Genomic DNA, 24,338 nt, shown 5'->3' on the forward strand with positions numbered 1-24,338 from the left:
GGCGGCAGGGGAGAGCGGAGCGGCTGAAACTGTGCATCTGAAGGACTTCTCCATCAGTGGGTTCCGCTCGCTGACATTGGTTGAGAACATTCCTGTCAGCGCGCCGACGATCCTTGCCGGCCACAATGATGGCGGCAAGAGTGCAGTGCTCGCCGCTCTCGACTTTCTCCTCGGCGGGTACCGCCTGACCGAACAGGATCGGACCTACGAAACCACACATGGACTCGACGCCTCCGCCGCTACGCCGGCTCGCTGTGCCTTGACATGGGTAGAGGGAAGTTTTGCGCTGGACAGCTCGGAACAGGCGATGGGCTTTCCGTCCGAGTTGAGGATTCGCCGCCGCGTCGAGGGCGACGGTGCGCCCGTGCTCGAATACTGGGCCCGGATCCCGGCCGATCCCAGGCTTCGGGACGTCGGATCCTTGCTCGTCTCAGAGCTGAAAGAGTTGATGGAAACCTTCGGCTTGCACGCTGAAGGCAAGGGTGTGAAGGCCGACCTGCAAGCCGCACTGGTCGCACACGCGGACCAGTCGGCCCAGGCCTGGGAGTGGATCGCACTTCCGAATCAACTCGTACGACGGCTTCCGAGACTGCTGCCGTTCAGTGGGAAGGACGAGAGCCCGGACCGGGCCATTCACACGGCGTTGGACGGAAGCTACCGAACCCATCTCGGCGACGATGGGTTGCAGAAGCGGCTGCGGAAGATCGAGTCCGAGGTGACAACCTCGGTCAAGGCTGATGCCGCCGATTTGTGTGAGCACATCAAATCGCATTGCCCCGACCTCGTGGACGTCTCAGTGGAGCCGGAGATCTCGTTCTCTCACGGTTTCAAGCACGCTCATCTGCACATCTCCCGGTCCCGCGGCGAGCGTGTCGACCTTTCCAGGTCCGGGCGCGGAAGCAACCGCCGGATCGCCCTCGCCGTTTGGGAATGGACGAGCAAGCTTCTGGAAGACCCCCAGCCCAGTGAGGATGACACCCCACCCGTCCAGACGATCGTCGCCTACGACGAACCCGATACACATCTGGACTACAGCCACCAGCGGACGGTGATGGACCTTATCCGTCGCCAGTGCGCGACGGACTCGGTCAAGGTCATCGTCGCTACCCATTCGATGAACCTCATCGACGGGGTTGACATCGCTGACGTTGTCCACCTGAGACTCGAGGCTGGGCGTACCGTCATGGAACGCCTTGCCGAGGACACGCACGAAGGCATCGACGTGCACCTCGGGAAGATCGCTTCCGCGCTGGGCTTGCGCAATTCAGTCCTGCTCCACGAGCGTTGCTTCCTCGCCGTGGAGGGCCCCACTGAACAGCAGGCCATCCCCGTGCTTTTCCGCCTCTCGGAAGGTCTGTCGCTGCAGGCTGCGGGTATTGCCCTGTGGGCCTGCAACAACAACGAGGGGGCTCTTCATCTCGCCCGGTATCTGGCCAGCCAGCGTCGTACTGTCAGATTGCTCGTTGACGCTGACAGCCGTAACGTCGCCAAGTTCTTCCGGGAGGACAAGCTGCGCTGGTACGGTCTCGACCCGGCGACGCAGGTGTCGTTCGTGGGTGAGGCGAAGGGCCTCAACGAACTCGAGGAGATCTTCGAGGACGAGCAGTGGGCCCGGGTAGCCAACAACAAGTGGCCTCGTCCCGAAGGCCAGCTGCCTTGGGAAGCCGCGGACTTCAAGGCCCATCGTGATGGCAGAAAGTTCAGCAAGGGCATCTTGGAGATGATCCAGGAGCAAGGAAGTGCAAGTCCTGGCGGGAAGCCTGAAATGGTTTACGAGCTGGCGACATCCTTGCTCTCTCCGTCGGATGTGCCGCCGCAGCTCAGGGAGGAGTTTGCGGCTTTGCGGTCGATGGCAGGCTGATCGTTTCCGGACTGCATGGTCTGCTCGAGCTGGGCGACACGTCGGGCCTTCATCCTTGCTTTGCGCTGTTCGCTGGTCGGGGTGGTCCAGGCATGCCAGCCTGCCTCCTCCACCCATTGCCGTGCATGGGATCGCTCGTTGATGCCGCACCAACGGCACCCGTTAGGAGCAGGGAAGGTGTCATGCAAGGAGCCTTGCTCGGAAGTCATCTCTCCTCCTCTCTGCCCGTATTCTTTCCTGCACCACTGACACTCTGCTGTGTGGGTACCTCGGAGGCCACTGGCCGAACATCCGCGCCTGCCTAGTCGGCCACCGAAGGTTGCCGGTGTCATCGCATAGCGATCAAGAGCAACGCTTGGCGCTAACGGAGCTCCTCCCGCTGTTGGTGCTGCTCGGCGTGCCGTGGCCTCCGGAGGGACGCCCGTCGACATCGACTGGGAGTGGGCCGGACGGTGAGAGGACCGCCTCCGAATGGTGGCGGTCCTCTGTACTGCTGCTCGTATGCTCGGTGAGGCGCCAAGCGCTGAATGGGAGCGGCGGTCGAGGCTGAACGGGCTGGACGAGCACCGGGAGTGGCTGGGTACCTGCCTGGTCAATCGGTGGTTTCGTCGTCGGTCGGAGCGTTTTGGAGGTCACGGCGATAGCCCTGGCCTCGGGGCTTCCAGCTCTGGAACGTGCTCGCCTTCCAGCGGGGGCGGTCAAGAACGCTCGTGTCGTCAGGAGCAGGTAGGGAACCACGCGCGCGTCGGGCGTGAACGGCGCGAAGGTTGATGCCCAGATGCGCTGCTACCTCGCGGTAGCCCCAGAGCTCTTGTTCCTCGGCTGCCCCTTCTTCGTCGGTCGACTGGGGGCAGGTGGAGGACGAACCAGATTCGGGGGAGGCCGCTCTCGCTGCGTCTGAATGGGAAGGGCATGCGACCGCGGGTGGTGAGGAGACCGCGACGCGGAGCGCGGCGGTGGCGACGGCGAGGGCGGAGCACAGCGCCGTGACCTCCCGCAGGGTGGGGCGGACGAGGCGGGGCCAGTCGTCGGTGGCGGCGGTCCAAGTGGCCAGGTGCACCTCAGTGGTTGCGAGGCCGAGGTGGGCGGTGACGTCCCAGCCGGCTCCGATGGCTGGTTCCCACCGGAGTCGGATGCGGCTGAGCGGCAGCCGGGGTGCGGGGTCGGGGATCCAGGAGACCTTGATCGGCTGGTCGGGCGAGGCGGGGATGCTGTGGACGAGGGCTCCGCTCGTCCGCGGCGGTATGGGCCGCAGGGCGAGGTTGTCGAGCGGTTGGGCGAGGCCCGGGTGATCGGGGGTGGGGATGCGGTTCTCCTTCGGTCGGGTGATTCAGGCCCAGGCCAGTTCTTCGCGGACGGCGGTGGGCAGGTAGCCCTCCTGGCCGTCCTCAGGCAGGTAGACGACGTTGTTGTGGACGACGAGGTTTGCAGCCGGCAGGTGCGAGAACGGCCAGTCCGGGTTCACTGCGAGCCGGACGGTCAGGCCCGGGTCGAGGTCCTGGAGCTGGGCGATCAGGTGGGCGACGGTCAGGTTCTGGGGCACGGGCGTTTCCTCGGGCTGATGGTGGGCGGGGTGTTCGGGCGGATGAGGACGAGGCCGTCGGCGGGCCACGGGTCGCAGGTGTCCCATGGCTGGCCGGTCGTGAGGACGACGGCGCCGTCCGGGCCTTGAGCATCGGGGAGGCAGCAGACGCCGCAGCCGCAGTCCGGGTTGTAGAGCCCGGGGCGGGCCGAGTAGGGGCCGGAGGCGAAGTAGTCGGTGCACCGGAAGCGGCCGGGACCGGCGGGTTGGAAGGCGGAGACGATCAGGTCGCCGGGGAGGACCTGGTCGGCGCGTACGATCCGCAGATGGGGGCTGGCGAGGATGCGGCGGCTCGCGCGGTGCTCGGTGGTGGCGGTGACGACGACCGGGTGGAAGTCGACGTGATGGGTATTCGTGCTGTCTCCTTCGGGGGCGGGTGATCAGTCGGCGAGGCGGTAGGGCCGCAGAGCCGGCGGCTCGCCCTCGGCTTCGAGCACCACCAGGCCATCGGTGGCCAGGCGGCCGAGCGCGATGGCGACCGACCCGGCCGGGACGGATACGGCGTCAGGAACGCTGGCGGGGAAGGAGCCGGGCTTCGCCTCCGTGGGATTCGATCAGGTCCCGGACCAGGGCGACGGGGACGTGCAGGTACACGGACTCGGTGGGGTCGTCTTCGTCGGCGGCGGGTTCGAGGTAGGACCGCCAGCGGCTCCAGGGCTCGGGCCGCCGAGTGGGGAAGCCGACTTCGAGCGTCCGGGCGGGCAGCAGGTACGTCTCGGCGGGGTCAGGGGCGAGCACCGAGAGGCAGAAGCCGTCGGCACAGGCGATGCGTAGGTCGTCGAGGGCGAGCCCGAGGCCGGTGCGGGGTGTGCCGTGGGCGACGATGTGGTCCAGTCGGGGTGTGGTCAAGTAGTGCTCCGATCGGGGGTGTTGGTCTATCGGGACGGGTTGGCGGCGAGCGCGGCGAGGGACCCGGCGACGGCTTCGGAAGGCGTGTGGGTGCCGAACTCCTGGCTCCAGGCGGCGGCATCGGCGGGCCGGACGTGGACGCGCCAGACGATGCCGCGCTGCCACGCGCCCGGGTCCTCGGGCAGCCAGCCGACGTAGACCCGTCCGTCCGGGCTGGTGCAGTGGAGGTTGGCCTCGGGGGTGTCCACGATGGTCCAGCCGAGGCCGTCGAGCAGGGAGAGCACCGGCTCCGCACCGTGGTCGGGGGAGAGCCGGCCGCGCTCCTGGACGGCGGGGCGGACAGGGGCGGGCAGGAGGTTGGTGGACGTGCTCATGGAGCCGGGTCCCTTCGTTGACCTGCGGTTTCGGCGACATGAGTACGTTGACATGCGATGTACCGAAGCTCGTAGTCGTTTCCGGCGACGACCGGTCTGCCGTGGGCGAACCGGCCCGGGAATGGATCGGCGGGGCCCGGTGCTGAAGAGGGGTTACGGCGAGACGCCGTACGCAGGTCTGAAGGGGGACGGCGTTGGAGCCGAGCAGAGGCCGAGACATGGCGGCGCTGGAGCGCAAGAGCCGCAGCGCGGGCCGGGCGTGGACGAGGGGCGACATCGCCATGATCGCCGACGGCCAGTGGGCCGTGAACACGGCGAGTCGTGCCGAGCGGGCGCAGGCCGAGGTGGTCGAGGCCAGGCTGGTGGACGGCCGGCGCGTGGAGCTGACGCTGGAGGAGCTGGCCCGCGTGGTGGGCGCCGCCGACCCTGGCGCCCACCACGACCAGGACGTGAACTGACCGTCCGCTACCGCCGGTTCGCGGCCGAGGCAGCTGGAGCGGCTGCGGTCGGCGGGGCGGGCCGTTCCGCGGGAAGACTCACCGGACGCGGAGCGTGCGTGCTGCGCGCGGTGGCTGCCTTCACGCGCTCGGTGCCGGGACCGTTCTGAGTTTGCAGGGCGAGTTCGCGGGCGTCGACGACGTGGCGGATCGCCTGCAAGGCGGTGTTGCTCTCGGCATGGGCGGTCCGCAGGGCGCTCGCCGATTCCGTGATCCGGTCGAGGTCGTAGAAGGCGGGGACGTGACCGGGACGGGTGAGGGCGTGCAGCCGTTCTTGGTGCACGGCAACGGAGTTGGAGACCACCGTGAGGTAGCCGCGGCTGTGCATGGCCGCGCGCAGCAGGGGATCCTCGACGGGGTGGCGGGTCGCGGCCTTCTCCAGTTCGGTGATCGGCCGGCCCCAGGCCTTCTCGATCATCGCGTCGGCGTGCTCCAGGGCGGTGGCGTCGGGCACGGGGTTCCTTTGAGGCGCGGGTGGTCAGCGGGAGCGTCCGGCAGAGGCGGCCGGGAGCGCCGGAGGGCGGGTGGTGGTGCTGTAGGCGAGCGCGGAGGGCGCGGTGCGGGGAACGGAGAGCGAGCGGGAGGTGGCCGCGCGGACGCGCGCGACCTCCAGGGGGCTGGGCGCCGTCGGGGTCGCGGTGGCGACGGCGGGCAGGTGCTCCAGGTCGACGCGCCGCATGTACCGGTTGACCGGTGTCCGGTCGGTGACGGCGGTGGTGAGGGTCTGGAGCAGGTGCTCGGGCAGGCGTGAGGAGGCGGTGGCGTACCAGATGCCTCGGGGCGGGCCGACCTCGAACAGCCAGCGCTCGGTGTCGCCGGCCATCTCGGCTTCGTGCCGCAGCGGGTTGTCCCGTCGGTGGAGCTGGATGAGGCGGTCGGGCGACTGGTAGCTCAGGAACGGCGTGGCGGGGTCCAGGCGCCAGCCGTCGGCCAGGAGCCGGAGGGCGGTGTCGGCTCCGGAGGTTCGGCCGCCGCCTCCCAGGTAGGCCTCGGGACCGTGTGCGTAGGCGTCGGCGAGCGCGGCGGTGAAGTCCTCGACGACCTCGGGCGGGGTGCGGTCGTCGAAGGTGACCAGCCACTGCGGCGGGGCGAAGGCGTCCGGCCCCGCGCTGATCTTCCACAGCGTCGAGTCCTCGCCCTCGGGCAGGTACGCCAGGCGGGCCCGCAGGTCCGGCGAGGTGACGAAGATGTTCGCCAGCTCGTCCCTGCTGAGGGCCCAGCCGGCGTCCAGGATGCGCTGGATGGCCGGGGAGCCGTTGGCGTCCCCGTTGGCGAGGTAGCGGGGGGTGATCCGGTACTCGCGGGGCTTCTCGGGGGTGTACGGCATCGGATTGTCCAGGGTCAGCGGCGGCGCGCCGCAGCGGGCGCGGGCCGGGCGGCGGACGGGGTGGCGGGTGCGGTCGGCCGACTGCGGGGTGCCGGGCGGGCGTCGGCGGCTTCGGAGGGCGTCCGGGCGGTGAGGTGAGGGAGGTGGTGGGCGGGGATGTCGCAGCGGCGCCGTTTCACGGGCGCGGGCGAGCTGAAGAGGAGGGTGGCGCGGACGAGGGGGTAGAAGGGCACGCCGGTGGTGAAGTCCGCACGCCAGGAGGGGTTTCGCAGGTTTCCGGCGAGCATGCTCCAGGCCGGCGGGGTCCGGCCGGCGGCCTCGGCGTCGGGCGGCTAGTGGCCGATGCGGTGCCGGTAGACGGCGGTGAGGTCGGAGGCGACCTGGTCGTGGAAGCCCGGGGTGCTCTGGTCGGGCCGCCAGCCGCGGTCGGCGAGGACGGAGGCGGGGGTGGCCGGGAGGTGGTGGGGGCCTCCGCGCAGGTAGTCGCGGTGCCCGCTGCGTAGGCCGTGGACGAGGGTGGTCGTGAAGGCGGCGGTGATCTCGGCGGGCGTGCCGGGCGCGAACGACGCACGCCACAGTGGGGCGGAGCCGGGCGAGCGGTAGCCGTGGACGGTCCAGGCGCCAGGGTGGCCGGTCGCGGGTTCACCGGTGATGACGGCGGTTCGGCAGGGGCTGGTGAAGCGGAGTACTCCGTCGGGTGAGCGGTCTCGGCTCCAGCCGGGGGCGGTGTCGAGTGCGTCGGTGATGAGCCGTTGGTCGCCGGGGCCGGCGAGACGGAGCGGGTGGACGAGCAAGGGGGAGGTGGAGAGCACCGGGAGGAGATCCTGAACGAGGTGGGGAACGGGCCCGCACGCCGGCAGTGGCGGGGCCGGGGCGGCGGTGTGCGGACGCGGGGGAGCCGGAGATGGGAAGGGTTCTGGACTGGGTGTTCACGGCGGTCACCGCCCGCGGGAGGGGTGGGAGGCCGCCGTCACTGCTGCGGGGACGCGCGGCTGCGGGGCCGGGGTGTGGCTGAACAGGCCCGCGGGGGCGGGGCTTCGCCGCAGTGCCGCCGCGGTTCGCACTGTGTCCGCTCCGGTGACCAGGGTGCGGGTGGCAGCCGGCATCCGAACGGCCTGGGCGGCCGAGTGCCAGTTGTCCCACTGCTGCACGGCGGTGTACACGGGCGCGAGGGCGCGCCCGGCGTCGGTCAGGATGTAGGGGGCGCCGTGCCGGGAGCCGGTGCGGGAGACCAGGCCGTCGGCCTGCATGCGGTTGAGCCGGGTGGCGATGAGCTGCTCGGAGACGCCGACGCGCTCCCCAAGGTGGCCCACCCGCATGCTCCCGTGTTCCGAGAGCAGCCGGACCACCTCGGTGGTGTCCATCAGCTGCAGACGGCGCAGGGCGTCCTCGATCCGGTCGGAGCGGCCCTGCGGTGGGCGGTCGAGGTGCTCGGAGGACCACTGGGCCACCGCGCGGTAGAGCGGGCCGAGCGTTCGCGCGCCGGCGCTGAGCCGGTACGGCGCCCAGCGGTCGAAGGTGGTGTCGCGGTTCACCAGCCCGGCGTCCGCCATGGCGGCGAGGCGCTTGCTCACGTACGGCTGGTTGATCGCCGGATGGCGGTGGGCGACGTCGCGCACGCGCAGCTCCGGGCCGTACTTGGCGATCGTGTGGACGAAGTGCGTGGTCCACTTCGGGGCCAGATGGCGCAGGACGTTCTCCACGCGTGCCGCGTCGGCGGTGGTCATGGCAGGGGCCGGCTTCGCCAGCTGGTCGTGCGGGTTCACTCGGTCGTCTCCATCCGGGCGATGAGGGAGCGGACCAGGGTGGGCAGGCTGTCGGGGCCGTTGCCGCCCAGGCGTATGAAGCTGACCGACTCCTTGAGGAGGTCGTGGGCGTCCTCGGTCAGGGCGCCGACGATCTCCATGCACGCGTCGGTGAAGTCCGAGGCGGCGAGCAGGGATCGTCCCAGGACCTGGAGGTAGAGGCCGGGCGGGAGCGCGGCTTCGGCCGCCAGGGTGGTGACCGTCTCCTGGTCGCGCGGGGCGTAGCCGGAGAGGTCGAAACCGTCCAGCTCCCCAGGGACGGTGGGCGCGGCACCGGGGCGCGGCGGAAGACCGGCCATGGTGGCCAGGGCGTCGACGGTCTGTGTCAGTTCGGAGAGCGACTCGGTGAGCCAGCCCAGGGCGGAGGCGTAGGAGGCCAGGGTGAACAGGGTGGCCGGGGCGGTCGGCAGCTCCTCGTCGAGCAGGTCCTCCATGCGGTTCGCCAGGGCCGTGAGCACCTCGGGCCCGGCGGCGAGCGGGCCGAGGACGGGGTGGAGGTAGGAGCGGGAGAGCGGGGTGGAGCGCTGGGTGGTGACGATGCCGGAGACGGCTTCGGCGGCCTCGACGAGCCAGGTGGCGAGTTCGGCGTGGGTGGGCGCGGTGGTCATCATCGGGCCTTTCGAGCAGCGGAGTTGGGGGCGTAGCCGGGAGAGGCTGTGGTGTACGCGGTGCCGGGGGCAGCCGCCGGTGCCGGGCGCGTGGAGCGGGCACGGGCGGCGCGCACCCGGGCCTCCTCGGTGGGGCTGAGACCGGCGGGGTGGTTGAGCCCGGTGCGGCCCAGGCGGTTCTGGGCAGAGCGGTAGACCGCGTAGTCCAGCCGCGGGCCGGCGGCGACGAGATGGACCTCGCGTGCGTGCCTTGAGGCCGGCGGGGCGTCGCGGAACTGCACGACCAGGCGGTGGCTGGCGAACTGGTCGCCGACGCCGAGGTAGATCTTGTGGCAGCCCTCCAGCCGGCCGTCGAGGCGCTTGGCGACGCGCTCGCCGTGCACGAGGTCCTGCAGGTGCAGCAGGGCCTGGTCGCGGATGGCGTCGGGGAGTTGGCGCAGGTCGGCGATGGCATCAGGGTGTGCGGAGAAGGCGAACTTGGCGCGGCTCACTGAGACCGCCCCCTGCCGGGCCGCGCGGCGGCTGCGGCTGCGGGCGCGGCGGCCAGAACGTCGGCGGCGGTGACGGCGGCCGAGGAGGCGGTGCTGCGGGCGAGGGCGGCGCGGGTGCGCAGGGCCGCCGCATTGAGGCGATACTCCGGCGCGTCGGGCAGCGGAGTGGAGCGCTGCTCCAGCCACTTCTCGGCGGCGGCGTGGTTGGCGAACGCCCCCTCACGCACCGTGTAGGTGTACTGGTCGGGCTGGAGCGTTTCCAGGAACAGCCGGACGGGCAGCTCCTTGTCCTGGCGGTCGACGGCGATGCTCCAGCCCTCGACGTCGGACCCGTCGATGACCTGGTAGTCGACGACCGCAAGGCCCTCGCCCGAGCGCCGAATGCGGTCCTCGACATGGACGGTCAGCTCGTCGGCTGGCTTGGGGACGTCGATGATCGGCGCGAGCACATCCGGAGGGCAGTCGCGGTTGACGAGCCAGTTCTGCGCGAACGCGAAGGTGGCGTGCTTGGACCTGTGCATGCTGAAGGTCGCCTGGCTGCTGTCGCGCACGAGATCGAAGGATGCGATGTTGGGCATGTTGGGGTAGCCCCAGGTGGCCGAGGCATCGAAGGCGATGATGAAACTGTGGTCGCCCACATCGTGCTGGGAGATCGTCTTGAAGTCGCTGACCCAAGTGGACTCGTACAGTTCGGCGGTGTGCTCGTCGGCGGGTTCGAGGTTGTCGAGCCGGAAGTCGGTGTCCTTCATGTGGCGAGTCCCAGCTGGTCGGGGGTGGACAGGACGCGGTGGGCCGGCCGGGAGGGGCTCGTGGTGCACGCGGCGAACGGACCTTCCGGGGACCGGAGTTGGGCGATGGCGTGGTCGAGGTGGTCGCGATGCCACGTCGAAGGGCCGCCATGGCCGGCCTCGGCGGCGGTCAACTGCTGCCAGGCCAGCCACAGCGCGTGGAGGCGGGCGACGGCCTCGGGGTGCTCGGGCCACTTCGCGCACCACGGGCGGATGGAGCCGATCTCCCGGCCGTAGACGGGCAGCAGGATGTGGGTGACCCAGAACGACAGCTCGGCCAGCTCGGCGGCGTACTGCGCGCCGCCCATCGCGAGGATGAACAGCGGCGGAGCGGCCTCGGGCGCGTCCTCACTGCCGGGGTCCGGCTCGATGGAGCCGGACCCCGTCTCGTCGTCGGGTTCGGAGCTGAGACGGTCGAGGATGACGCCGTGCTGGCGGACCTCGGCCATGGTGCGGTTCAGGGCGCTGACGAGGTCGTCGAGGTCCTCGTCGGGGATGTGGATCGGATCGGGCTCGGGGGTGCCCGGCATCGGGTCGGACATGGCACATCCAGGAGGTTCGGACGGTCGGAGAGGCCGGGGTCGGAAGGTTTTCTTCGGGTCACGGTAGGGCTCCGGTGAAGCAGTCGTTGAGGGAGATGGTCCGCAGGAACGGCGGCTTGGTCCGGCCGCCGATCGGTGCTAGGCGCAGGCCAGTTGGGTGCTGTGGTCCTGGGCGAGGCGCAGGCCGAGGGCGACAGCGTCAGCAAGGGTGTCGGTGAGCGGGTAGCCGGTGGCGGCGAGCTTGGCAGGGTGGTGCAGCCCGCCGGTGTGCAGCACCGCGTGGGCGCCGTTGGCGTGGGCAGCGTCGGCATCGTCGACCGCGTCGCCGACCAGCAGCACCCGGTTCGCCTGCTCGGTGAGGCCGAGGGCTTCGAGGTGGGTGGTGAGAGGTGCGGCCTTGGTGCCGCCGGAGGGCCCGATGCGGCCCTCGTACCGGCTGAAGAAGTGGCCGATGCCGGCCTGTTCGACCTCGCGCACGAGGGTGTCGTGCGGGCACAGCGACAGCAGCGACTGGGTGTGGCCGGCCTCGCGCAGGGCGGTCATCAGCTCGGTCGCGCCGTCGCGCACGCGCACCGGCTGGGCGCGCAGGTGGGCCAGGAAGGCGTTGTCGCTGGAGATCCACTCCTGCTCGGTGATCGTGCGGCCGAGCAGGCGGGCGTAGAAGCGGGGGATCGGGACGGTGTGCTTGGCCCGGTAGGTCTCCCGGTCGACCGGGGCGCCGCCGAGAGCGGGCAGGGTCGCGTTCAGTGCGGAGACGTGGTCGTCGAGGTCGTCCTTGACCGTACCGTTCCAGTCCCAGACAACGTGCATACGGGTGGCGGGAGTCGTGGCGGCGAAGAGGGCGGTGTTCACGGCAGGTCCTTCGGATGTGTGCGGGTCAGGTGGAAAGGCGGTCGTTGAAGCGGCGCAGCAGCCACAGCGCGGCACCAGCCCCGGTGAGGGGAACGACCGCGAGGAACTGCGGGCCGACGCTGGAGGAGAGGGAAGCGAGGGCGGTGCCGGTGGCCTGGCCGACGCCGATGCAGGCGATCAGCCAGGCGAATGCCTCGGTCGCTTCTCCCTCGGGGGCGAGGTGGTCGACGGTGAGGAACGCCGCCGTCAGCAGCGGGGCGAGGAAGGAGCCGGGCAGCACGGCGCCCAGGACGGCGACGGCAGGCGCGGGGTCGGGCAGCAGCGGCAGCCATCCGGCCGCGAAGCCGATGGAGGCGGCGACCAGGTGCTTGGCGGGGGCGCCGGGCCAGGGGTGGCGGCCGTAGGCGAGGCCACCGAGCATGCTGCCGATGGACAGCGCGGCCGGCATCACCCCGGCCAGCCACCCGGCATGGTGGCGCTCGGCGGCGGACAGCGCCAGGACGTTGACGGCGCCGAGCGCCACACCGGTGCCGATCAGCGCGGCGAACAGCACCCGCAGCCCGGGCACCCGCAGCGGCCCCGTCCAGTGCACTGCCTCGGTGAACTCCGCGGGCGTCCAGGCGCGGGAGGGGTGGGAGGTGACGACCAGGCCGGTGCCGAGCAGGCCGAGCGCCGCGGTCGCCACCAGCGCGGTGGTCGCTCCGGCACCGGTCGCGAAGCCGGTGGCCAGCAGTGGACCCGCTACGAACACCAGGCCTTGGGTGCTGCTGTCCAGCGAGAGCGCGGTGCGCTGGCGCCCGGCATCGGGCAGCAGCACCGGCCAGAGCGCCCGAAGACCTGCCTCCAGCGGTGGCGTCGCCAGCCCCGCCACCAGCACCGTCAGCGAGGCGAGCACCGGGTGACGGACCGGACCGGTGCACGGCAGCAGCAGGAACGCCGTACTGGCGGCGATCGTGGCGGGGGCGAGGACCTGAATCTGGCCGTGGCGGTCGACCAGGCGCCCGAGCAGCGGCTGCCCGAGCGCGGAGGCGAGGCCGTACAGGGCTCCGAGGGCGCCGGCCAGGGCGAGCGGGCCGTGCTCGGCGCGCACCAGCAGAAGGATCGCGATCGGCGCCATGCCGGTGGGTAGGCGGCCGATCAGGGTGCCGCCCAGCAGGCGGGCGACGTGCGGCGAGCCCAGGACAGCGCGGTATCCGCTGTCCTGGGCTGGGCCGCAGGCGGTGGTGGTGGTCAAGGAGAAGGTCCTTCGGTCGTACGGCCGGCGGCGCGCGGGCGCGCTGGACCGGGGCATGCGCAGGCATGACAGCCCCCTCGGCTCGGTGCGGCTGCGGAGAGAAGGGTCCGCGGATTCCGGGATTTGGTACGGCCGGGAAGAAGGGGTAGAAGCCCCTCATCAGGTACGACAGCGCGGGCACGGAGGGAAGGGAGGTTCCAGCAACTCCAATGCCTGGCGGGCCTGTTGGAGGACGACGCCGTTGCCGAGGGCGGTGAGCTGGGCCGGTCGGCCCAGGCCCGGGGTAGCGGTCACCCAGCCCGGCGCGAGCCCTTGCATCCACTCGACGAACTCGGCCCGGAGCTTGCCGCCCTCGTCGGTGGCCGGCGGTGCCGGGTGCGTGAGCATCTCCCATCGGGCGACGGCGGCGGCGTACGGTCCCCATCGTCCGGGGTCGAGTCGGACTGCGGCGTGGCCTCCGCCCACAGCGGCAGTGCCATCGCTTCCGGCGCGGGCGGAGCCGCCCGCCTGCGGGAACGCGAGGCTGGGTTCCGGGGTGAGGAGGGTCGGAGCGAGGCCGCTGCCGAGGGCAGGGTCAGGTCCCCGCCGCCGTGCCGCTGGTTCGGCGAGCCCTTGATCCCGTCCGACGCCTTCGGCGTGGGCAGCAGCCACTCCACCTCGTCCGCCAAATTCGGACCATGGCCCCCGCGCTTCCTCTTCTCCGGATGTTGCGAGCCGCCGTTCGTCGCGATGTTGGACGTGGGAGTTTTGAGTAGCGCCGCCGTCGGCGGGCCAGGCGGTGAGGAAGACCCTGGCCCGGTGGTGGGGTGCGCCGACGTCGGAGGCGCGAAGCACGAGCCATCGCGCGTCGTACCGGAGCTCGACGAGTTCCCTGTTGAATCGGCGTGTTGAAGCCGATCAAGAGAGGTGTGGTCGAGGTGGAGTGGCGGGTGTGCTGGGTGCCGTCCGGGAGAGCTCGGGGCGGGATATCGGACCGGTTGCTGACTGGATGGGCTGACCTGACAGAGCGTGAGGGGGCGGTGTCGGGGTCCGGGCGGGCGATCCAATCTTCTTGTCGCCGGACTACCGGGTGGACCCCCTGCTGAGCCTGTACGTGCAGTCGCCGGGCTTCCGCCGCCATTCGGTCGAGACGAAGCGGAACTATGCGACGGATATCGCATTGCTGCTGACCTTTCTGTCGAGTCGCGGGCGGTCGTGGAGGGAGGCGATGGCGCGGGATCTGGAGGACTACGAGCACTGGCGTCTGCGCGCGGCTGAGAATCCGGTCCGGGTCGGCGGGTCCAAGTGGAACCGGGAGTTGGCCGCGTTCTCGGGGCTGTTCGCGTGGGCGGTCAAGGAGCGCTGGATCACCCGGAGTCCGGTGGCGACCAGGCAGGTTCTGGGTCGGCGGGGTGAGGTGTTGACCGTCGCAACGGCGAAGGCGAAGGACAGTAGGCCGTCGAACGTGCACTGGCTGACGCCGCGTACGTGGCGGCTGTGGATCAACGTGGGGCTACGGGGCCACACCCGCCATGGGGTGCCGGAGCGAGGCTGGATGGGCCGGCTGGAGGACCGGAACGTGGCGTTCACACGGTTGGTGACGTCGTCGGGCCTGCGGCGTCTGGAGGCGGGTTCGCTGCTGACGTTCGAGATCCCCAAACTCACTCTGCCAGAAAGCCGTTACTGCTACGGGAGGATCGCGGCCGAGGTGACCCGGTCGAAGAAGTCGCGGACGTTCTACGTCTCGACCGGCGCGGTGGGTGATGTCGAGAGCTACGTGGACTCGTCGCGGGCATGGGCGGTGCGGCAGGCCCAGAGGGCGGGCCGGTACGACCGGCTGCCCGAGCGGCGAGAGGTCACCGAGGTCACGCGCGGGACGAAGCCGAGGGTGCGGTGGTGCGACCAGGACGGCGTCGTCGGCGAGCGGGAACTGGCTCGGCTGACCTGGCAGGAGCGGATGCTGCTGTTCACCGAGGGCCCGGAGGGACCCGAGCCGCTGTGGTTGTGGCTGAACGAGCAGGGGCTGCCGTTTCAGCCGCATTCGTGGGAAGGGGTGTTCCGCACGGCGAACCAGCGGTGCGAGCGCGTCCTGACCCCGCCCGAGCACCTGGGTCGGGATCCGCATCAGGTCTTCGCCCCCTACGCGACCGTTCACGCCGGCCGGCATAGCTTTGCGCTTTCATGCTGGTCGTGCTGAACGAGGTGATGGACCGGCGCTACGGCCTGACGCCGGCCGAGCGGCGGGACTTCAGGTTGCTCTACGGTGATCCGTGGTTCATGGTCCAAGGGCTCTTGGGTCACGCCTCGCGGGAGACAACGGTTGAGACGTATCTGGCTCCGGTGCGGCATCTGCAGTTGCAGTCACTGCTCGCCGACGCGGCAGTACCGCCCGATGCTCCGATGCCGAGTCTGGATTGTCTGTTCGCGCGCGTGGCCCGTGACGCGGAGGGCATCCAGGACATCGATGCCTGTATGACGCTCGCCGGGGGCGCCGAGTGAGTGCCCGCGGGCGCAAGGCATCACTGCCGCCGGCCGATCACAGTCGCCCCGAGCTGTTGGCGTTCGACGGGTTGATAGTCCGTCACTGCAACACGGATGGCCGTGTCAAGGAGTACGACTTCTCCGCCCTGCCGGTGGCTGAGCCGCTGCAGCGCTCGCTCGCCGCGTTGTTCGCCGCCCGGTGCGGCAGCTCCTGGACCCGCCACAGCACCTCGAAGAGCATCCATCGCCTCGTGGTCGGCTTCGCGACGTTTCTGTCGCAGCAGGACCAGCCCCCGAGAGATCTGGACGAGCTTTCAGCCGCGCTGGTGAAGCGCTGGTGGCTGAGCACGCGGACGACCGCCGGCGGGCGGATGCAGTTCAGCAGCGTGTCGCTTCTGCTGCGGGGCGACGCCCGCCTCCAGACAGGGCCCGTGGTGGAGGAACTGGCCCGGCGCGTCAGCGATCTTCCGAGCACGCGGCAGTCCTTCAACGAAGCGGACTTCGACCAGGTCAAGCTCGTCGCCCGGCGAATATTCCGGACCGCGCTGCTGCGGATCGAGGACAACGCCAGGCACCTGGAACGCTGGCGGGACGGAGAGTTTGCCGCGGACAGCCACGACTGGAAGCTCGGGGAGGCCCTCGACCTCCTTGCCCGCACAGGCACCCTGCCCCATACCCGAAGGCCCGCCGGTCAGATGGCGTTGGTCGGCAGATACCGCCGGGTGCTGGGCGGGGCGAAGTCTGAGGTGACGTGGCAGCGGCTGTTCCTGTCCCGGCGGGAGGCGACCGCGCTGGGGGTGCTGTTGATGGCCGAGTACGGGTGGAATCTGTCGGTGATCGACCGCGCCCTCATATCGCGCGCAACCGCCGATCCAGGGATGGACGGGCATCCGACCTACCGCATCCCGCTGGTGAAGTACCGCCGCGGCGCCGGACGCTACTACGAGACGGAGAACGTCACCGACAGCGGCGCCGACTCCCCGGGGCGGCTGATCACCCAGGCCTTGCGGGCAACCTGCTTCGCCCGTGCCCTCGCCGACCAACTCGCCCCAGGCATCGACCATTTCATCGCCTGGCGCACCTACCGATCCGACAAGACGACCGGCGACATGGAACGGCCGCCGCCGGTCGGTCCGATCCGGTTCGGCGTCAGCTATGACGACGCATCGGACTGGGCGAAGAAGGAGGGCCTCGGCGGCTCACCGTTCCAGCGCGGACGCCGGACGGTGTTGGCCGTCGAGCGCGGCGAGCGAGCCCAGCACTCGCAGGAGACACACGACCGGACCTACGCGCTGCCCGATCAGCGGGTCCAGACCGCGGCCGTACCTGTCATCGCGGCCGGCGCCGCCTCCGCCGTCCGCAAGGCCCGTGAAACGGTGAAGTTGGCCGCGGAGCTGAGCGAGGTCCGCGACCCGGCCCACGCGGAGACCGCGACTGCGGACTGCTCGGACTCCGATAACAGTCCCGTCCCCGCCTCCAGCGGAGGCTGCGGCGCTTCGTTCCTGTTGTGTCTGGCCTGCAGCAACGCCCGCGTCCACGCAGACCACCATCCCCGGCTCGCTCACCTGCACCAGGCCCTCGCCCAGGTTCGATCCGTGCTGCCGCCGGCCGCGTGGGAACGGGACTGGGGCGATGCGCACGCCCGTCTGGGAGACCTAAAGAACACGATCGGTGACGGCGGCTGGCGGCATGCGCTGGCCCGGATCACCGAAACCGACAGTGAGATCATCGACCACTTGCTGACCGGGGAGCTCAACCCGTGACCGCCGCTGCCCAGCCCGATCCTTTCCGTCTTCCGCTGCCGACCCCGGCCACCCCGGTCGTCCCCGCGCACCTGGTCGTGGCGGAGCACGCTCACCTCAACGCCAATTACGGCGCCCTCATCTGGCCCATGGCCCCGTTGATCGAAGACCCCAGCCAGGGACAACGCCGTTGCGTTTGGCTGACTGGTGGTTCGTCAAGCCGCTGATCAGCCAGAACGGGACCCCTGGTAGATCACTGTGGTGTCGAGCCATGTGATCAAGAACCAGGGGTCCCGTTGCAGGAGAAGTCTGCCATCACCCGCACCATCGAGACAGCCGCGGGTGTCCATGCGCCCGGGCATCTGGGCGAGCTGACCCAGATCGTGGACTTCGCGCTGGTCGACGCGGTGCTGGAGGAGACCGGGGCACGCGAGAAGCGGCTTCGGCTACTGCCGTCCCGGGTCGTGGTGTATTTCGTCCTGGCCCTGGCCCTGTTCGAGCAGTGCTCCTACCGGGTGGTGTGGGGCAAGCTCACCGCAGCCCTTGACGTACTCGCCCCTGTCCGCCCGGCTGCATCGTCGCTGGCCAGAGCCCGACGCCGGGTGGGAGCGGTCCCGTTGCGCCGCCTGTTCGAGGTCCTCGCGGGCCCGGTCGCCGATCGCGGCCAGGCCGGGTCCTTCTACCGCGGGCTGCGGACCGTGGCACTGGACGGCACGCATCTGCACGTGCCCGACGACGAGCAGGTCACCTGGCGCTACCCGAAGCGCGTCGGCGAGTTGCTGGAGTTCGGTTACCCGCTGCTACGCCTGCTCGTGGTGGTCGAGTGCGGCACCCGGGCCGTGCTCGCCGCCTGCTTCGGCCCCGAGGACGAGGGTGAACTTCCCTACGCCCGCCACCTGCTGAGCTGCCTGGATGCCTCGATGCTGCTGCTCGGCGATGCCGCCTTCGACGCCGTGGAGTTCCTGCGCGAGGTGACCGCGACCGGCGCTCAGTTCCTGGTGCGTTCCTCCGCCCGGCGCCGCCCCACCATCCAGCGCCGCCTGCCCGACGGCTCCTACCTGGCCCGCCTGGCCGCCCCCTACCGGGCCGGGAGTGGCTACAGCACGCTGCCGGTGCGCATGATCGAGGCGTGGATCACCGTCACCCTCGCCGACGGCACCACTCGGCGCGAACCGTGGCGGCTGGTCACCAGCCTCCTCGACCACGAGCGCTACCCCGCCAGCGAACTCGTGGAGCTCTACCACCGCCGGTGGCAGGTGGAGACCACCTACTTCTCGATCAAGGCGACCATGCTCGACGGCCGCGTCCTGCGCTCGCGCAGCGTCCCGGGCCTGGACCAGGAGGTCTACGCGCTTCTGGCGACCTACCAGGCGCTCATCCGCACCGCGGCCGACGCGGTCACCGCTCGACCGGGTCTGGCCATGGAGCGGATCAGCTTCACCGTTCTGCTGCAGGCCGCCGCCGATCAAGTCACCACCGCCACCGGCATACACGCCGCCGGACCCAACCCCCTGCTCGGACCGATCGGCCGGATGGTCCTGGACAACCTACTGCCCACCGCGCGGCGCCAGCGCGTCAAGGCCCGCAGCCGCAAGAACCCAACGAGCAAGTACGGGCCGAACGCAGGAAAACACCCGCAGACCGCCCAGACCTACACCCTCTCCGTCGAGATCCACGCCATGGAAGGCGGACTTTCACCCCGCGCCCGCCGCTAAACGCGTCCGACAACCAACTCCCTTTCATGTTCAGGACGCAAGAACAGCACGAACACGTCAGCGATCACGAACTGCAGCTGCCGTGTCAGACCCTCCTCTTAACCTTGTGGGCATGGGACTCTCGATAACAGTGGGGTTGTTGAACGACCTGGCCCGCAACGACCCCGAGGGATGGGAACACCATCTGAGCGCCTTCGCCCTGCTCAACCAGGCACTTACCAGGCAGGGCATCGACTGGCGCGAACCGGGCACGGATCCCGCTGGCGATGTCCTCTACGCCGGAGGCTTTCCCTACAGCTACCTGAGCCACCTGCGCCGTGCGTTCGTCCTGCGGCTGCGCGGGGAAGCTGTCACCCCCGCTCACGCCGTGGACGCTGAGCAGTACGCCCGGGACCAGCAGAAGGTCGATGACGAGCTGACCATGTTTTCGTCACACCTGCTCTGCCATGCCGACAACGGGGGTTACTACGTGCCGGTTGACATGAATGAGCCGCTGTTCCTGCCCGAAGATGACGAAGTCCTAGGGTACGGAATGGTCGGGTCCAGCCAGCGTTTGCAGTCCGAGCTGGTTTGGCTGGCACCGGGGATCGACATCCATCCCGACGAGGACGGAACGCTCTCCCGTGCGGAGCAGGCCAAACTGGTGGACATGCCGCGCACTGACCCCTTCGAGCCCGAGAAGTTCGCCTGGGCCCAGCTCTATGCAGCATGCCAGTCGAGCATCGCCAGCGGCCATGCCATTGTCTTCGGCTGAGGGCACGGTCGAGGCTGGGGCTTGACGTACGACTCACAGCCCAAACGCAACGGTGTTGCAGCCAGGGACGCAGATCGATCTTCTGGGAGCACTGCCCAGCCGTCCTTCGGGAGGAACTGCGGCTGGTGGCCTGGACTCTCATCAACGGCGAACTTCGACGCACGTTCCTCAAGGAGCACGGCGTTCGCATGCGCTCACGCCTGTCGGCCGGCCCTCTGTGACAGGTTTGGGTGAGACGTCCCGTTTCGGCGGGTTTGTGTAGTTTGAGAGGGCGAGACACAGGAGTACCACCCAGTAATGAACAGCACCAACCCCGACGGGACCGACCCGGCCGCGAAGCCGAAGCGCCGTACCTTCACCGCCGAGTACAAGCTCCGCGTCCTTGAGCAGTACGAGGCCGCCTCCTCTTCCGCCGAGCGCGGGGCCCTGCTGCGACGCGAGCGCCTGTACCACTCGCACATTCAGGAATGGCGGGCCGCCCGCGAGGCCGGCGCGCTGGAGCGGCTGGCCGACCACCGCAAGAGCCCGTCCAGGCCGAAGAAGACGGCGGCCGAGATCGAAAACGAGAAGCTCCGCCGGGAGAACGAGCGACTCAAGCGGGAGCTGGCGAAGAACAAGGCCGCGGTGGAGGTCCTGGGAAAAGCTGTCGCGCTCTTGGAATCGGTCTCCGAGAGCGCGGACTGAAGCACGTCCTGGACGCCCACCTCCCCGCATTCGCGGATGAGTTGGCAAATCACGTGGGGATCGTGGCGGCCTGCCGGCTGACCGGAAGGTCCCGGGCCACCCACCACCGGCACCTGCACCCCAAGGAGCCGGCCGAGAAGCCGAAGCGTCCCAGATCCGCTCCGCCGCAGGCGCTGTCGCCCACCGAGCGCGCCGCCGTGCTGGCGCTTATGGACAGCCCCGAGTACGCCGAGCTGCCTCCCGCGCAGATCTGGGCTCGGGAGCTGGACACCGGGCGCTACCACTGCTCGATCCGCACCATGTACCGGATTCTGGCCGCCGCCGGACAGAACGGCGAACGCCGCCGCCAGGCCACGCACCCGCCCCGCACCATCCCCGAGCTCGTGGCTAACGGCCCCTCGCAGGTATGGACATGGGACATCACCCGCCTGCCCGGCCCGGTCAAGGGCATCTGGTACCACGCCTACGTGATGATCGACATCTACAGCCGCTACGTCGTCGGCCACACCGTCGAACGGGCCGAATCAGCCGAGCGGGCCGAGGAGTTGATCCGTGAGGCCATCGAGCGTAACGGCATCGTGCCACACACCGTGCACGCCGACCGCGGCACCTCGATGACGAGCAAGAAGGTCTCCCAGCTGCTGATCGACCTCGGCGTGGTCCGAAGGTGCCGGTCCAGATCCTGCACGAGTGGAACACCGTCACCCACGTCAGCGAGTACGAGGGCGACCCGCGCCGGCGACCGCTGACCTACGACGAGATCCAGGACCTGTTCGACGCCGCCGACGGTCGAGTCGAGGAGATCCGGAAGCGGGGCCGCAAGGGCGTGTTGACCGCGATGCGCGACTCCGCTCTGATCAAGACCTACTACGCCTACGGCATGCGGCGCCGGGAGAACGTCGGCCTCGACATCGCCGACCTGCGGCGCAACCCGAAGGCCCCGCAATACAAGCGCCACGGCGCGGTGTTCGTGCGCTGGGGCAAGTCCTCCAAGGGCAGCCCGCCCAAGCGCCGCACCATCTTCACCGTCCCCGAGATGGACTGGATCGTCGACGACCTCGACCACTACCTGACCGAGGTCAGACCGCGGTTCAACGTGGGGAAGCACCCCGCGATCTGGGTCACCGAGCGGTGCGGGCGCCTGTCACGTCGCTCGGCGAACGAAGCCTTCGAAGCCGCCAAGCAGGCCGCCGGCCTGCCCGAAGAACTCGAACTGCACTGCCTAAGACATTCCTATATAACCCATTTGACCGAATTTGACTACCCGGAGCGGTTCATCCAAGACCGGGCCGGCCATAGCTACGCGAGCACGACAGCCCTCTACACCGGCGTCTCGGACGAGTACCGAAACCGGTTGCTGCACAAGAAGTTGGGCCAGCGATACCCCGGAATCTGGGAGGACCCGAAGTGATCAAGAAGATGGGCTACCGCTGGAACCTGCGCAAGCTCATGGCCGACCGGGACATGTTCCAGACCAGCGACCTGGTGCCATTGCTGGCCGAACGGGGCGTCAGCCTCTCACGTGAGCAGGTCTTCCGCCTGGTCACACAGCCGCCGCAGCGGCTGTCGATGGACACCCTCGCGGCTCTGTGCGACATCCTCGGCTGCCAGCCCAACGACCTCATCGAGGTCCAGGTCGTCAACGAAGAGGTACGCAAGACCGCCGGCGGCGAGACGCCGGGGCCGCTGCCGGCCGTGCGACGGACCGCGATCCGACGGCCGGAGGGTCTGTGAACGCATCCTCTCCGACTGCTCCGTCAACCGTCGCCCGGCTCGCCGCGCAGGCCGCCCGCATGGAGGCCGCGACGTCCGCCGCCATTGGCCAGCTCACCTCGATGCTGCCGTCGCTCGACGCCCAGGAGGCCGAGGCCGCACTGGTGACCGCGGTCCCGATCCCTGTGCGCGGGGCAGCGAAGTTCCTGGAGGAACTGGCCGGACACCTCGCCGCCCACCCTGACGCGTTGGCGTCGGGCAGTTCGCTCTGCCCGCCGGTTCTGCTGCGGCTGATCCAGGTGCTGGACGAAGCCGGCCACCCGGTGGTCCGACCCGGTTGCGCTCACTGCGGCAAGGTCCGGACCGACCTACGGGACCTGCGGCCTGAGGGACGGCTCTGTGGGACGTGTGGCGCCCGGAACCGTCTGGCAACTTGCGCACGCTGCCACCGAGATGGCCAGCGCGTCACCGCACGGCGCCCCGAAGGGCCGATCTGCAGCCGGTGTTACCGCACGGACCCCGTCACCTTCGAAGAGTGCGCCGACTGCGGCCAGCTCCGGCACCCGGTGGTACGACGGGACGACGGGCGCGGACTGTGCATCAAGTGCTGGAAACGCCCGACGCACACCTGCGTGACCTGTGGAAAGACTGCCGCCGCCGCTCTCGTCGACGCCGACGGCGCGGTCTGCCACCTCTGCTACAACCGCCATCGCCGACCACGGCGCCTCTGCGGCCGGTGCGGGCAGCTCAAGCGCATAGCCCGCAACGCACGTGACGGGCAGCCGGACCTCTGCGACGGCTGCTACCAGGGCCCCGAAGCAACCTGCTCGATCTGCAGTCGCGTCCGCCCCTGCGCCAGCCGTGACGAGCAGGGGCAGCCGATCTGCGCCACCTGCTACCAGCGGCACCGCACTGGCGAGCCGTGCGCCCGCTGCGGCCGGACCAAGCCGAGCACCACCCGGTGGCCCATCGGTCCGGTCTGCCAGGTCTGCTACACGGCCGTGCTCCGGTCACCGGCCGAGTGCCCTCGCTGCGGCATGGTCCAGCCACTGGTCGCACGAGACGATCACGGCGTCGAGGTCTGCGGACCATGTGTCGGGTTCGCCGCCGACTACACCTGCAAGCAGTGCGGTCGGGCCGGAAACCCCCACAGCCGCGGCCAATGCGCTTACTGCGTCCTCGCCGAGCGGGTCGACGCCCTACTGGCCGGGCCCGACGGCACGGTCGCCACGCAGCTCAAGCCGCTCGCAGCGGCGCTGGCAGTGGCCCCGTCACCCTTCCCGGCCATCCAGTGGATCAAGGAGAGCCCGAACACCAAGCTCCTTGCCCGACTGGTGACCGAAGGGCGCGAGCTCAGCCACGACTTGCTCGACGAGCTCCCGCCCAGCCGGAACCAGCGCTACATCCGCCAACTCCTCGTGCACACCGGCGTGTTGGTCGAGCGGAACGAGGACCTCGAACGCATCCCCGGCTGGCTGGAGCACGAGCTCGCGGACAAGCCGGCCGCGCACGCCAACCTCGTCCGCCCGTTCCTGCACTGGTTCCTGCTCCGACGCGCCCGCCAACGGGCCGCCATCCGACACCACCCCGCCTCCGCCGACCGCGACCTGCGACGCCGCATCAGCGTCGCCCTGGACTTCCTGGCCTGGACAGACCAGCGCGGCCTGACCCTTGCTGCCCTCGCCCAGGAGCACGTCGACGACTGGATCGCCGGAGCCACCAGCCAACGTCGCTACCTGGTCCGCTACTTCCTGAAATGGACCACGAGCCGCCAGCTCACCCGCGAGCTCACCGTCCCCTCCATCCCGAGCCAGGAACCCCAGGACCTGCTCGACGAGGATGATCGATGGCCACTCCTCCAGCGCTGCCTGACCGATGATGCCCTGCCCGCGGACGTCCGGGCGGCCGGCGCGATCACCCTGCTGTTCGGCCCGTCAACCGAACGCCTCTGTCACCTGACACCCGAGCACCTCAAGGTCGGTGACCAGCACACTCACCTGGTCCTGGGCCGTCACCCCGTGCTGCTACCCCCGCGACTCGCCGAGCTCCTGCGGCACCTCGCTGAACAGCCCCAGCTACGGCCACAGCTCTCACGATCCCACCCAGGCCCTCGATGGCTATTCCCCGGCATGGTCCCCGGCAAGCCGATCTCGACCCACGGCATGACCCAGAAACTCAACCGGCACGGCATCCCAGTTCGCACTGCACGCAACGCGGCGCTTGCCGCCCTCGCTGCCGATCTCCCCAGCCCGATCCTCGCCGACGTGACCGGGATGCACCGCCACACCGCACTCCGCTGGGTCGCCTACGCCCGACGCGACTGGGCCGAGTACCTAGTGTCCTGCGCCAGAGATCCGTCGTTAGATCGTTCATGAGTCCTTCTCCAGATGTTCCGGTGCGTCGTCGTGGTCCCGCGTTGGAGCCGTTGTTGCTGTCCGAGGAGGAGCGGGCGGTGTTGAC

General features: G+C 69.9%; 28 protein-coding genes. 13 read left to right on the plus strand and 15 right to left on the minus strand.

What is annotated here, in order from left to right; translation table 11 throughout:
* The first annotated feature begins 31 nt into the window (after positions 1–31).
* Entirely contained in the window at positions 32–1,861 is a 1,830-nt protein-coding gene (locus tag KS423_RS02400; RefSeq protein WP_224274285.1) for an AAA family ATPase, read from the plus strand.
* A 1,330-nt stretch (positions 1,862–3,191) separates the two neighbouring features.
* Here KS423_RS02400 and KS423_RS02405 read toward each other — a convergent pair.
* The gene (locus KS423_RS02405) at positions 3,192–3,404 is read right to left on the minus strand and encodes a hypothetical protein (protein ID WP_224274287.1); all 213 of its coding nucleotides are present in this window, start codon (positions 3,402–3,404) and stop codon (positions 3,192–3,194) included.
* Between the two features lie 245 nt (positions 3,405–3,649).
* On the opposite strand from KS423_RS02405, the gene KS423_RS02410 reads away from it, so the two are divergent.
* Positions 3,650–3,823: a hypothetical protein gene (locus KS423_RS02410; protein WP_224274289.1), complete on the plus strand. Its 174-nt coding sequence runs from the start codon at positions 3,650–3,652 to the stop codon at positions 3,821–3,823.
* A 124-nt stretch (positions 3,824–3,947) separates the two neighbouring features.
* Here KS423_RS02410 and KS423_RS02415 read toward each other — a convergent pair whose 3' ends face one another.
* Positions 3,948–4,292: a hypothetical protein gene (locus KS423_RS02415; protein ID WP_224274291.1), complete on the minus strand. Its 345-nt coding sequence runs from the start codon at positions 4,290–4,292 to the stop codon at positions 3,948–3,950.
* A 26-nt stretch (positions 4,293–4,318) separates the two neighbouring features.
* Positions 4,319–4,666, minus strand: coding sequence for a DUF317 domain-containing protein (locus KS423_RS02420; RefSeq protein ID WP_224274293.1), 348 nt, complete (start codon positions 4,664–4,666; stop codon positions 4,319–4,321).
* Between the two features lie 218 nt (positions 4,667–4,884).
* On the opposite strand from KS423_RS02420, the gene KS423_RS02425 reads away from it, so the two are divergent.
* Entirely contained in the window at positions 4,885–5,124 is a 240-nt protein-coding gene (locus tag KS423_RS02425) for a hypothetical protein (RefSeq protein ID WP_224274295.1), read from the plus strand.
* Positions 5,125–5,131: 7 nt separating this feature from the next.
* Here KS423_RS02425 and KS423_RS02430 read toward each other — a convergent pair whose 3' ends face one another.
* From KS423_RS02430 to KS423_RS02490, 12 genes are all read right to left on the minus strand, one after another.
* Complete coding sequence (locus tag KS423_RS02430; protein WP_224274296.1) at positions 5,132–5,617, minus strand: hypothetical protein; 486 nt, start codon at positions 5,615–5,617, stop codon at positions 5,132–5,134.
* Positions 5,618–5,641: 24 nt separating this feature from the next.
* Positions 5,642–6,490 (minus strand): DUF317 domain-containing protein, encoded by an 849-nt coding sequence (locus KS423_RS02435; RefSeq protein ID WP_224274298.1) that lies wholly within the window; start codon positions 6,488–6,490, stop codon positions 5,642–5,644.
* A gap of 14 nt (positions 6,491–6,504) precedes the next feature.
* Positions 6,505–6,777, minus strand: coding sequence for a hypothetical protein (locus KS423_RS02440; protein WP_224274300.1), 273 nt, complete (start codon positions 6,775–6,777; stop codon positions 6,505–6,507).
* Between the two features lie 45 nt (positions 6,778–6,822).
* Positions 6,823–7,302, minus strand: a complete 480-nt coding sequence (locus KS423_RS02445) for a DUF317 domain-containing protein (RefSeq protein ID WP_308020123.1) — start codon at positions 7,300–7,302, stop codon at positions 6,823–6,825.
* A gap of 126 nt (positions 7,303–7,428) precedes the next feature.
* Entirely contained in the window at positions 7,429–8,256 is an 828-nt protein-coding gene (locus tag KS423_RS02455) for a helix-turn-helix domain-containing protein (RefSeq protein WP_224274302.1), read from the minus strand.
* Positions 8,253–8,906 (minus strand): hypothetical protein, encoded by a 654-nt coding sequence (locus KS423_RS02460; protein WP_308020124.1) that lies wholly within the window; start codon positions 8,904–8,906, stop codon positions 8,253–8,255. Before KS423_RS02460 ends, KS423_RS02455 begins: the two co-directional genes overlap by 4 nt.
* Positions 8,903–9,394, minus strand: coding sequence for a hypothetical protein (locus KS423_RS02465; protein ID WP_224274303.1), 492 nt, complete (start codon positions 9,392–9,394; stop codon positions 8,903–8,905). The genes KS423_RS02460 and KS423_RS02465 overlap by 4 nt, the downstream gene beginning before the upstream one ends.
* Entirely contained in the window at positions 9,391–10,143 is a 753-nt protein-coding gene (locus KS423_RS02470) for a glycosyl hydrolase (RefSeq protein WP_224274305.1), read from the minus strand. Before KS423_RS02470 ends, KS423_RS02465 begins: the two co-directional genes overlap by 4 nt.
* A complete protein-coding gene (locus KS423_RS02475) occupies positions 10,140–10,724 on the minus strand; it encodes a DUF4913 domain-containing protein (RefSeq protein WP_224274307.1) in 585 nt (194 codons plus the stop codon). The genes KS423_RS02470 and KS423_RS02475 overlap by 4 nt, the downstream gene beginning before the upstream one ends.
* 138 nt (positions 10,725–10,862) lie before the next feature.
* Positions 10,863–11,576 (minus strand): HAD family hydrolase, encoded by a 714-nt coding sequence (locus KS423_RS02480; RefSeq protein ID WP_224274309.1) that lies wholly within the window; start codon positions 11,574–11,576, stop codon positions 10,863–10,865.
* Positions 11,577–11,601: 25 nt separating this feature from the next.
* Entirely contained in the window at positions 11,602–12,810 is a 1,209-nt protein-coding gene (locus KS423_RS02485; RefSeq protein WP_224274311.1) for an MFS transporter, read from the minus strand.
* Between the two features lie 159 nt (positions 12,811–12,969).
* Positions 12,970–13,197: a hypothetical protein gene (locus KS423_RS02490; RefSeq protein ID WP_224274318.1), complete on the minus strand. Its 228-nt coding sequence runs from the start codon at positions 13,195–13,197 to the stop codon at positions 12,970–12,972.
* 682 nt (positions 13,198–13,879) lie between these two features.
* On the opposite strand from KS423_RS02490, the gene KS423_RS02495 reads away from it, so the two are divergent.
* From KS423_RS02495 to KS423_RS02540, 10 genes are all read left to right on the plus strand, one after another.
* Entirely contained in the window at positions 13,880–14,986 is a 1,107-nt protein-coding gene (locus KS423_RS02495; protein WP_224274320.1) for a site-specific integrase, read from the plus strand.
* On the plus strand, positions 14,971–15,288 hold the full coding sequence (locus KS423_RS02500; protein WP_224274322.1) for a hypothetical protein: 318 nt from the start codon (positions 14,971–14,973) through the stop codon (positions 15,286–15,288). The genes KS423_RS02495 and KS423_RS02500 overlap by 16 nt, the downstream gene beginning before the upstream one ends.
* Positions 15,285–17,033, plus strand: a complete 1,749-nt coding sequence (locus tag KS423_RS02505; RefSeq protein ID WP_224274324.1) for a hypothetical protein — start codon at positions 15,285–15,287, stop codon at positions 17,031–17,033. The genes KS423_RS02500 and KS423_RS02505 overlap by 4 nt, the downstream gene beginning before the upstream one ends.
* 275 nt (positions 17,034–17,308) lie before the next feature.
* Positions 17,309–18,727 (plus strand): IS4 family transposase, encoded by a 1,419-nt coding sequence (locus tag KS423_RS02510; protein WP_224274326.1) that lies wholly within the window; start codon positions 17,309–17,311, stop codon positions 18,725–18,727.
* Between the two features lie 139 nt (positions 18,728–18,866).
* A complete protein-coding gene (locus tag KS423_RS02515) occupies positions 18,867–19,481 on the plus strand; it encodes a hypothetical protein (protein ID WP_224274327.1) in 615 nt (204 codons plus the stop codon).
* 297 nt (positions 19,482–19,778) lie between these two features.
* The gene (locus KS423_RS02520; RefSeq protein ID WP_224274329.1) at positions 19,779–20,165 is read left to right on the plus strand and encodes a hypothetical protein; all 387 of its coding nucleotides are present in this window, start codon (positions 19,779–19,781) and stop codon (positions 20,163–20,165) included.
* Between the two features lie 53 nt (positions 20,166–20,218).
* A complete protein-coding gene (locus KS423_RS48365) occupies positions 20,219–20,914 on the plus strand; it encodes a transposase (protein WP_374119890.1) in 696 nt (231 codons plus the stop codon).
* Entirely contained in the window at positions 20,833–21,576 is a 744-nt protein-coding gene (locus KS423_RS02530; protein WP_374119891.1) for a tyrosine-type recombinase/integrase, read from the plus strand. The genes KS423_RS48365 and KS423_RS02530 overlap by 82 nt, the downstream gene beginning before the upstream one ends.
* On the plus strand, positions 21,573–21,899 hold the full coding sequence (locus KS423_RS02535; RefSeq protein ID WP_224274331.1) for a helix-turn-helix transcriptional regulator: 327 nt from the start codon (positions 21,573–21,575) through the stop codon (positions 21,897–21,899). The genes KS423_RS02530 and KS423_RS02535 overlap by 4 nt, the downstream gene beginning before the upstream one ends.
* Positions 21,896–24,253 carry an XRE family transcriptional regulator gene (locus KS423_RS02540; protein ID WP_224274338.1) on the plus strand — a complete coding sequence of 786 codons (2,358 nt, stop codon included), beginning with the start codon at positions 21,896–21,898 and terminating at the stop codon, positions 24,251–24,253. Before KS423_RS02535 ends, KS423_RS02540 begins: the two co-directional genes overlap by 4 nt.
* Positions 24,254–24,338 lie beyond the last annotated feature (85 nt).

The sequence above is a fragment of the Streptomyces sp. LS1784 genome (genome assembly GCF_020103755.1).
Taxonomy (GTDB): Bacteria; Actinomycetota; Actinomycetes; order Streptomycetales; family Streptomycetaceae; genus Kitasatospora.

What these genes read in the sequence shown, in the direction of transcription:
- KS423_RS02420 (WP_224274293.1), bottom strand. Translation starts at nt 4,666, where the DNA reads ATGAGCACGTCCACCAACCTCCTGCCCGCCCCTGTCCGCCCCGCCGTC.
- KS423_RS02425 (WP_224274295.1), top strand. Translation starts at nt 4,885, where the DNA reads ATGGCGGCGCTGGAGCGCAAGAGCCGCAGCGCGGGCCGGGCGTGGACG.
- KS423_RS02435 (WP_224274298.1), bottom strand. Translation starts at nt 6,490, where the DNA reads ATGCCGTACACCCCCGAGAAGCCCCGCGAGTACCGGATCACCCCCCGC.
- KS423_RS02440 (WP_224274300.1), bottom strand. Translation starts at nt 6,777, where the DNA reads ATGCTCGCCGGAAACCTGCGAAACCCCTCCTGGCGTGCGGACTTCACC.
- KS423_RS02460 (WP_308020124.1), bottom strand. Translation starts at nt 8,906, where the DNA reads ATGATGACCACCGCGCCCACCCACGCCGAACTCGCCACCTGGCTCGTC.
- KS423_RS02470 (WP_224274305.1), bottom strand. Translation starts at nt 10,143, where the DNA reads ATGAAGGACACCGACTTCCGGCTCGACAACCTCGAACCCGCCGACGAG.
- KS423_RS02475 (WP_224274307.1), bottom strand. Translation starts at nt 10,724, where the DNA reads ATGTCCGACCCGATGCCGGGCACCCCCGAGCCCGATCCGATCCACATC.
- KS423_RS02490 (WP_224274318.1), bottom strand. Translation starts at nt 13,197, where the DNA reads ATGCTCACGCACCCGGCACCGCCGGCCACCGACGAGGGCGGCAAGCTC.
- KS423_RS02500 (WP_224274322.1), top strand. Translation starts at nt 14,971, where the DNA reads ATGCTGGTCGTGCTGAACGAGGTGATGGACCGGCGCTACGGCCTGACG.
- KS423_RS02520 (WP_224274329.1), top strand. Translation starts at nt 19,779, where the DNA reads ATGAACAGCACCAACCCCGACGGGACCGACCCGGCCGCGAAGCCGAAG.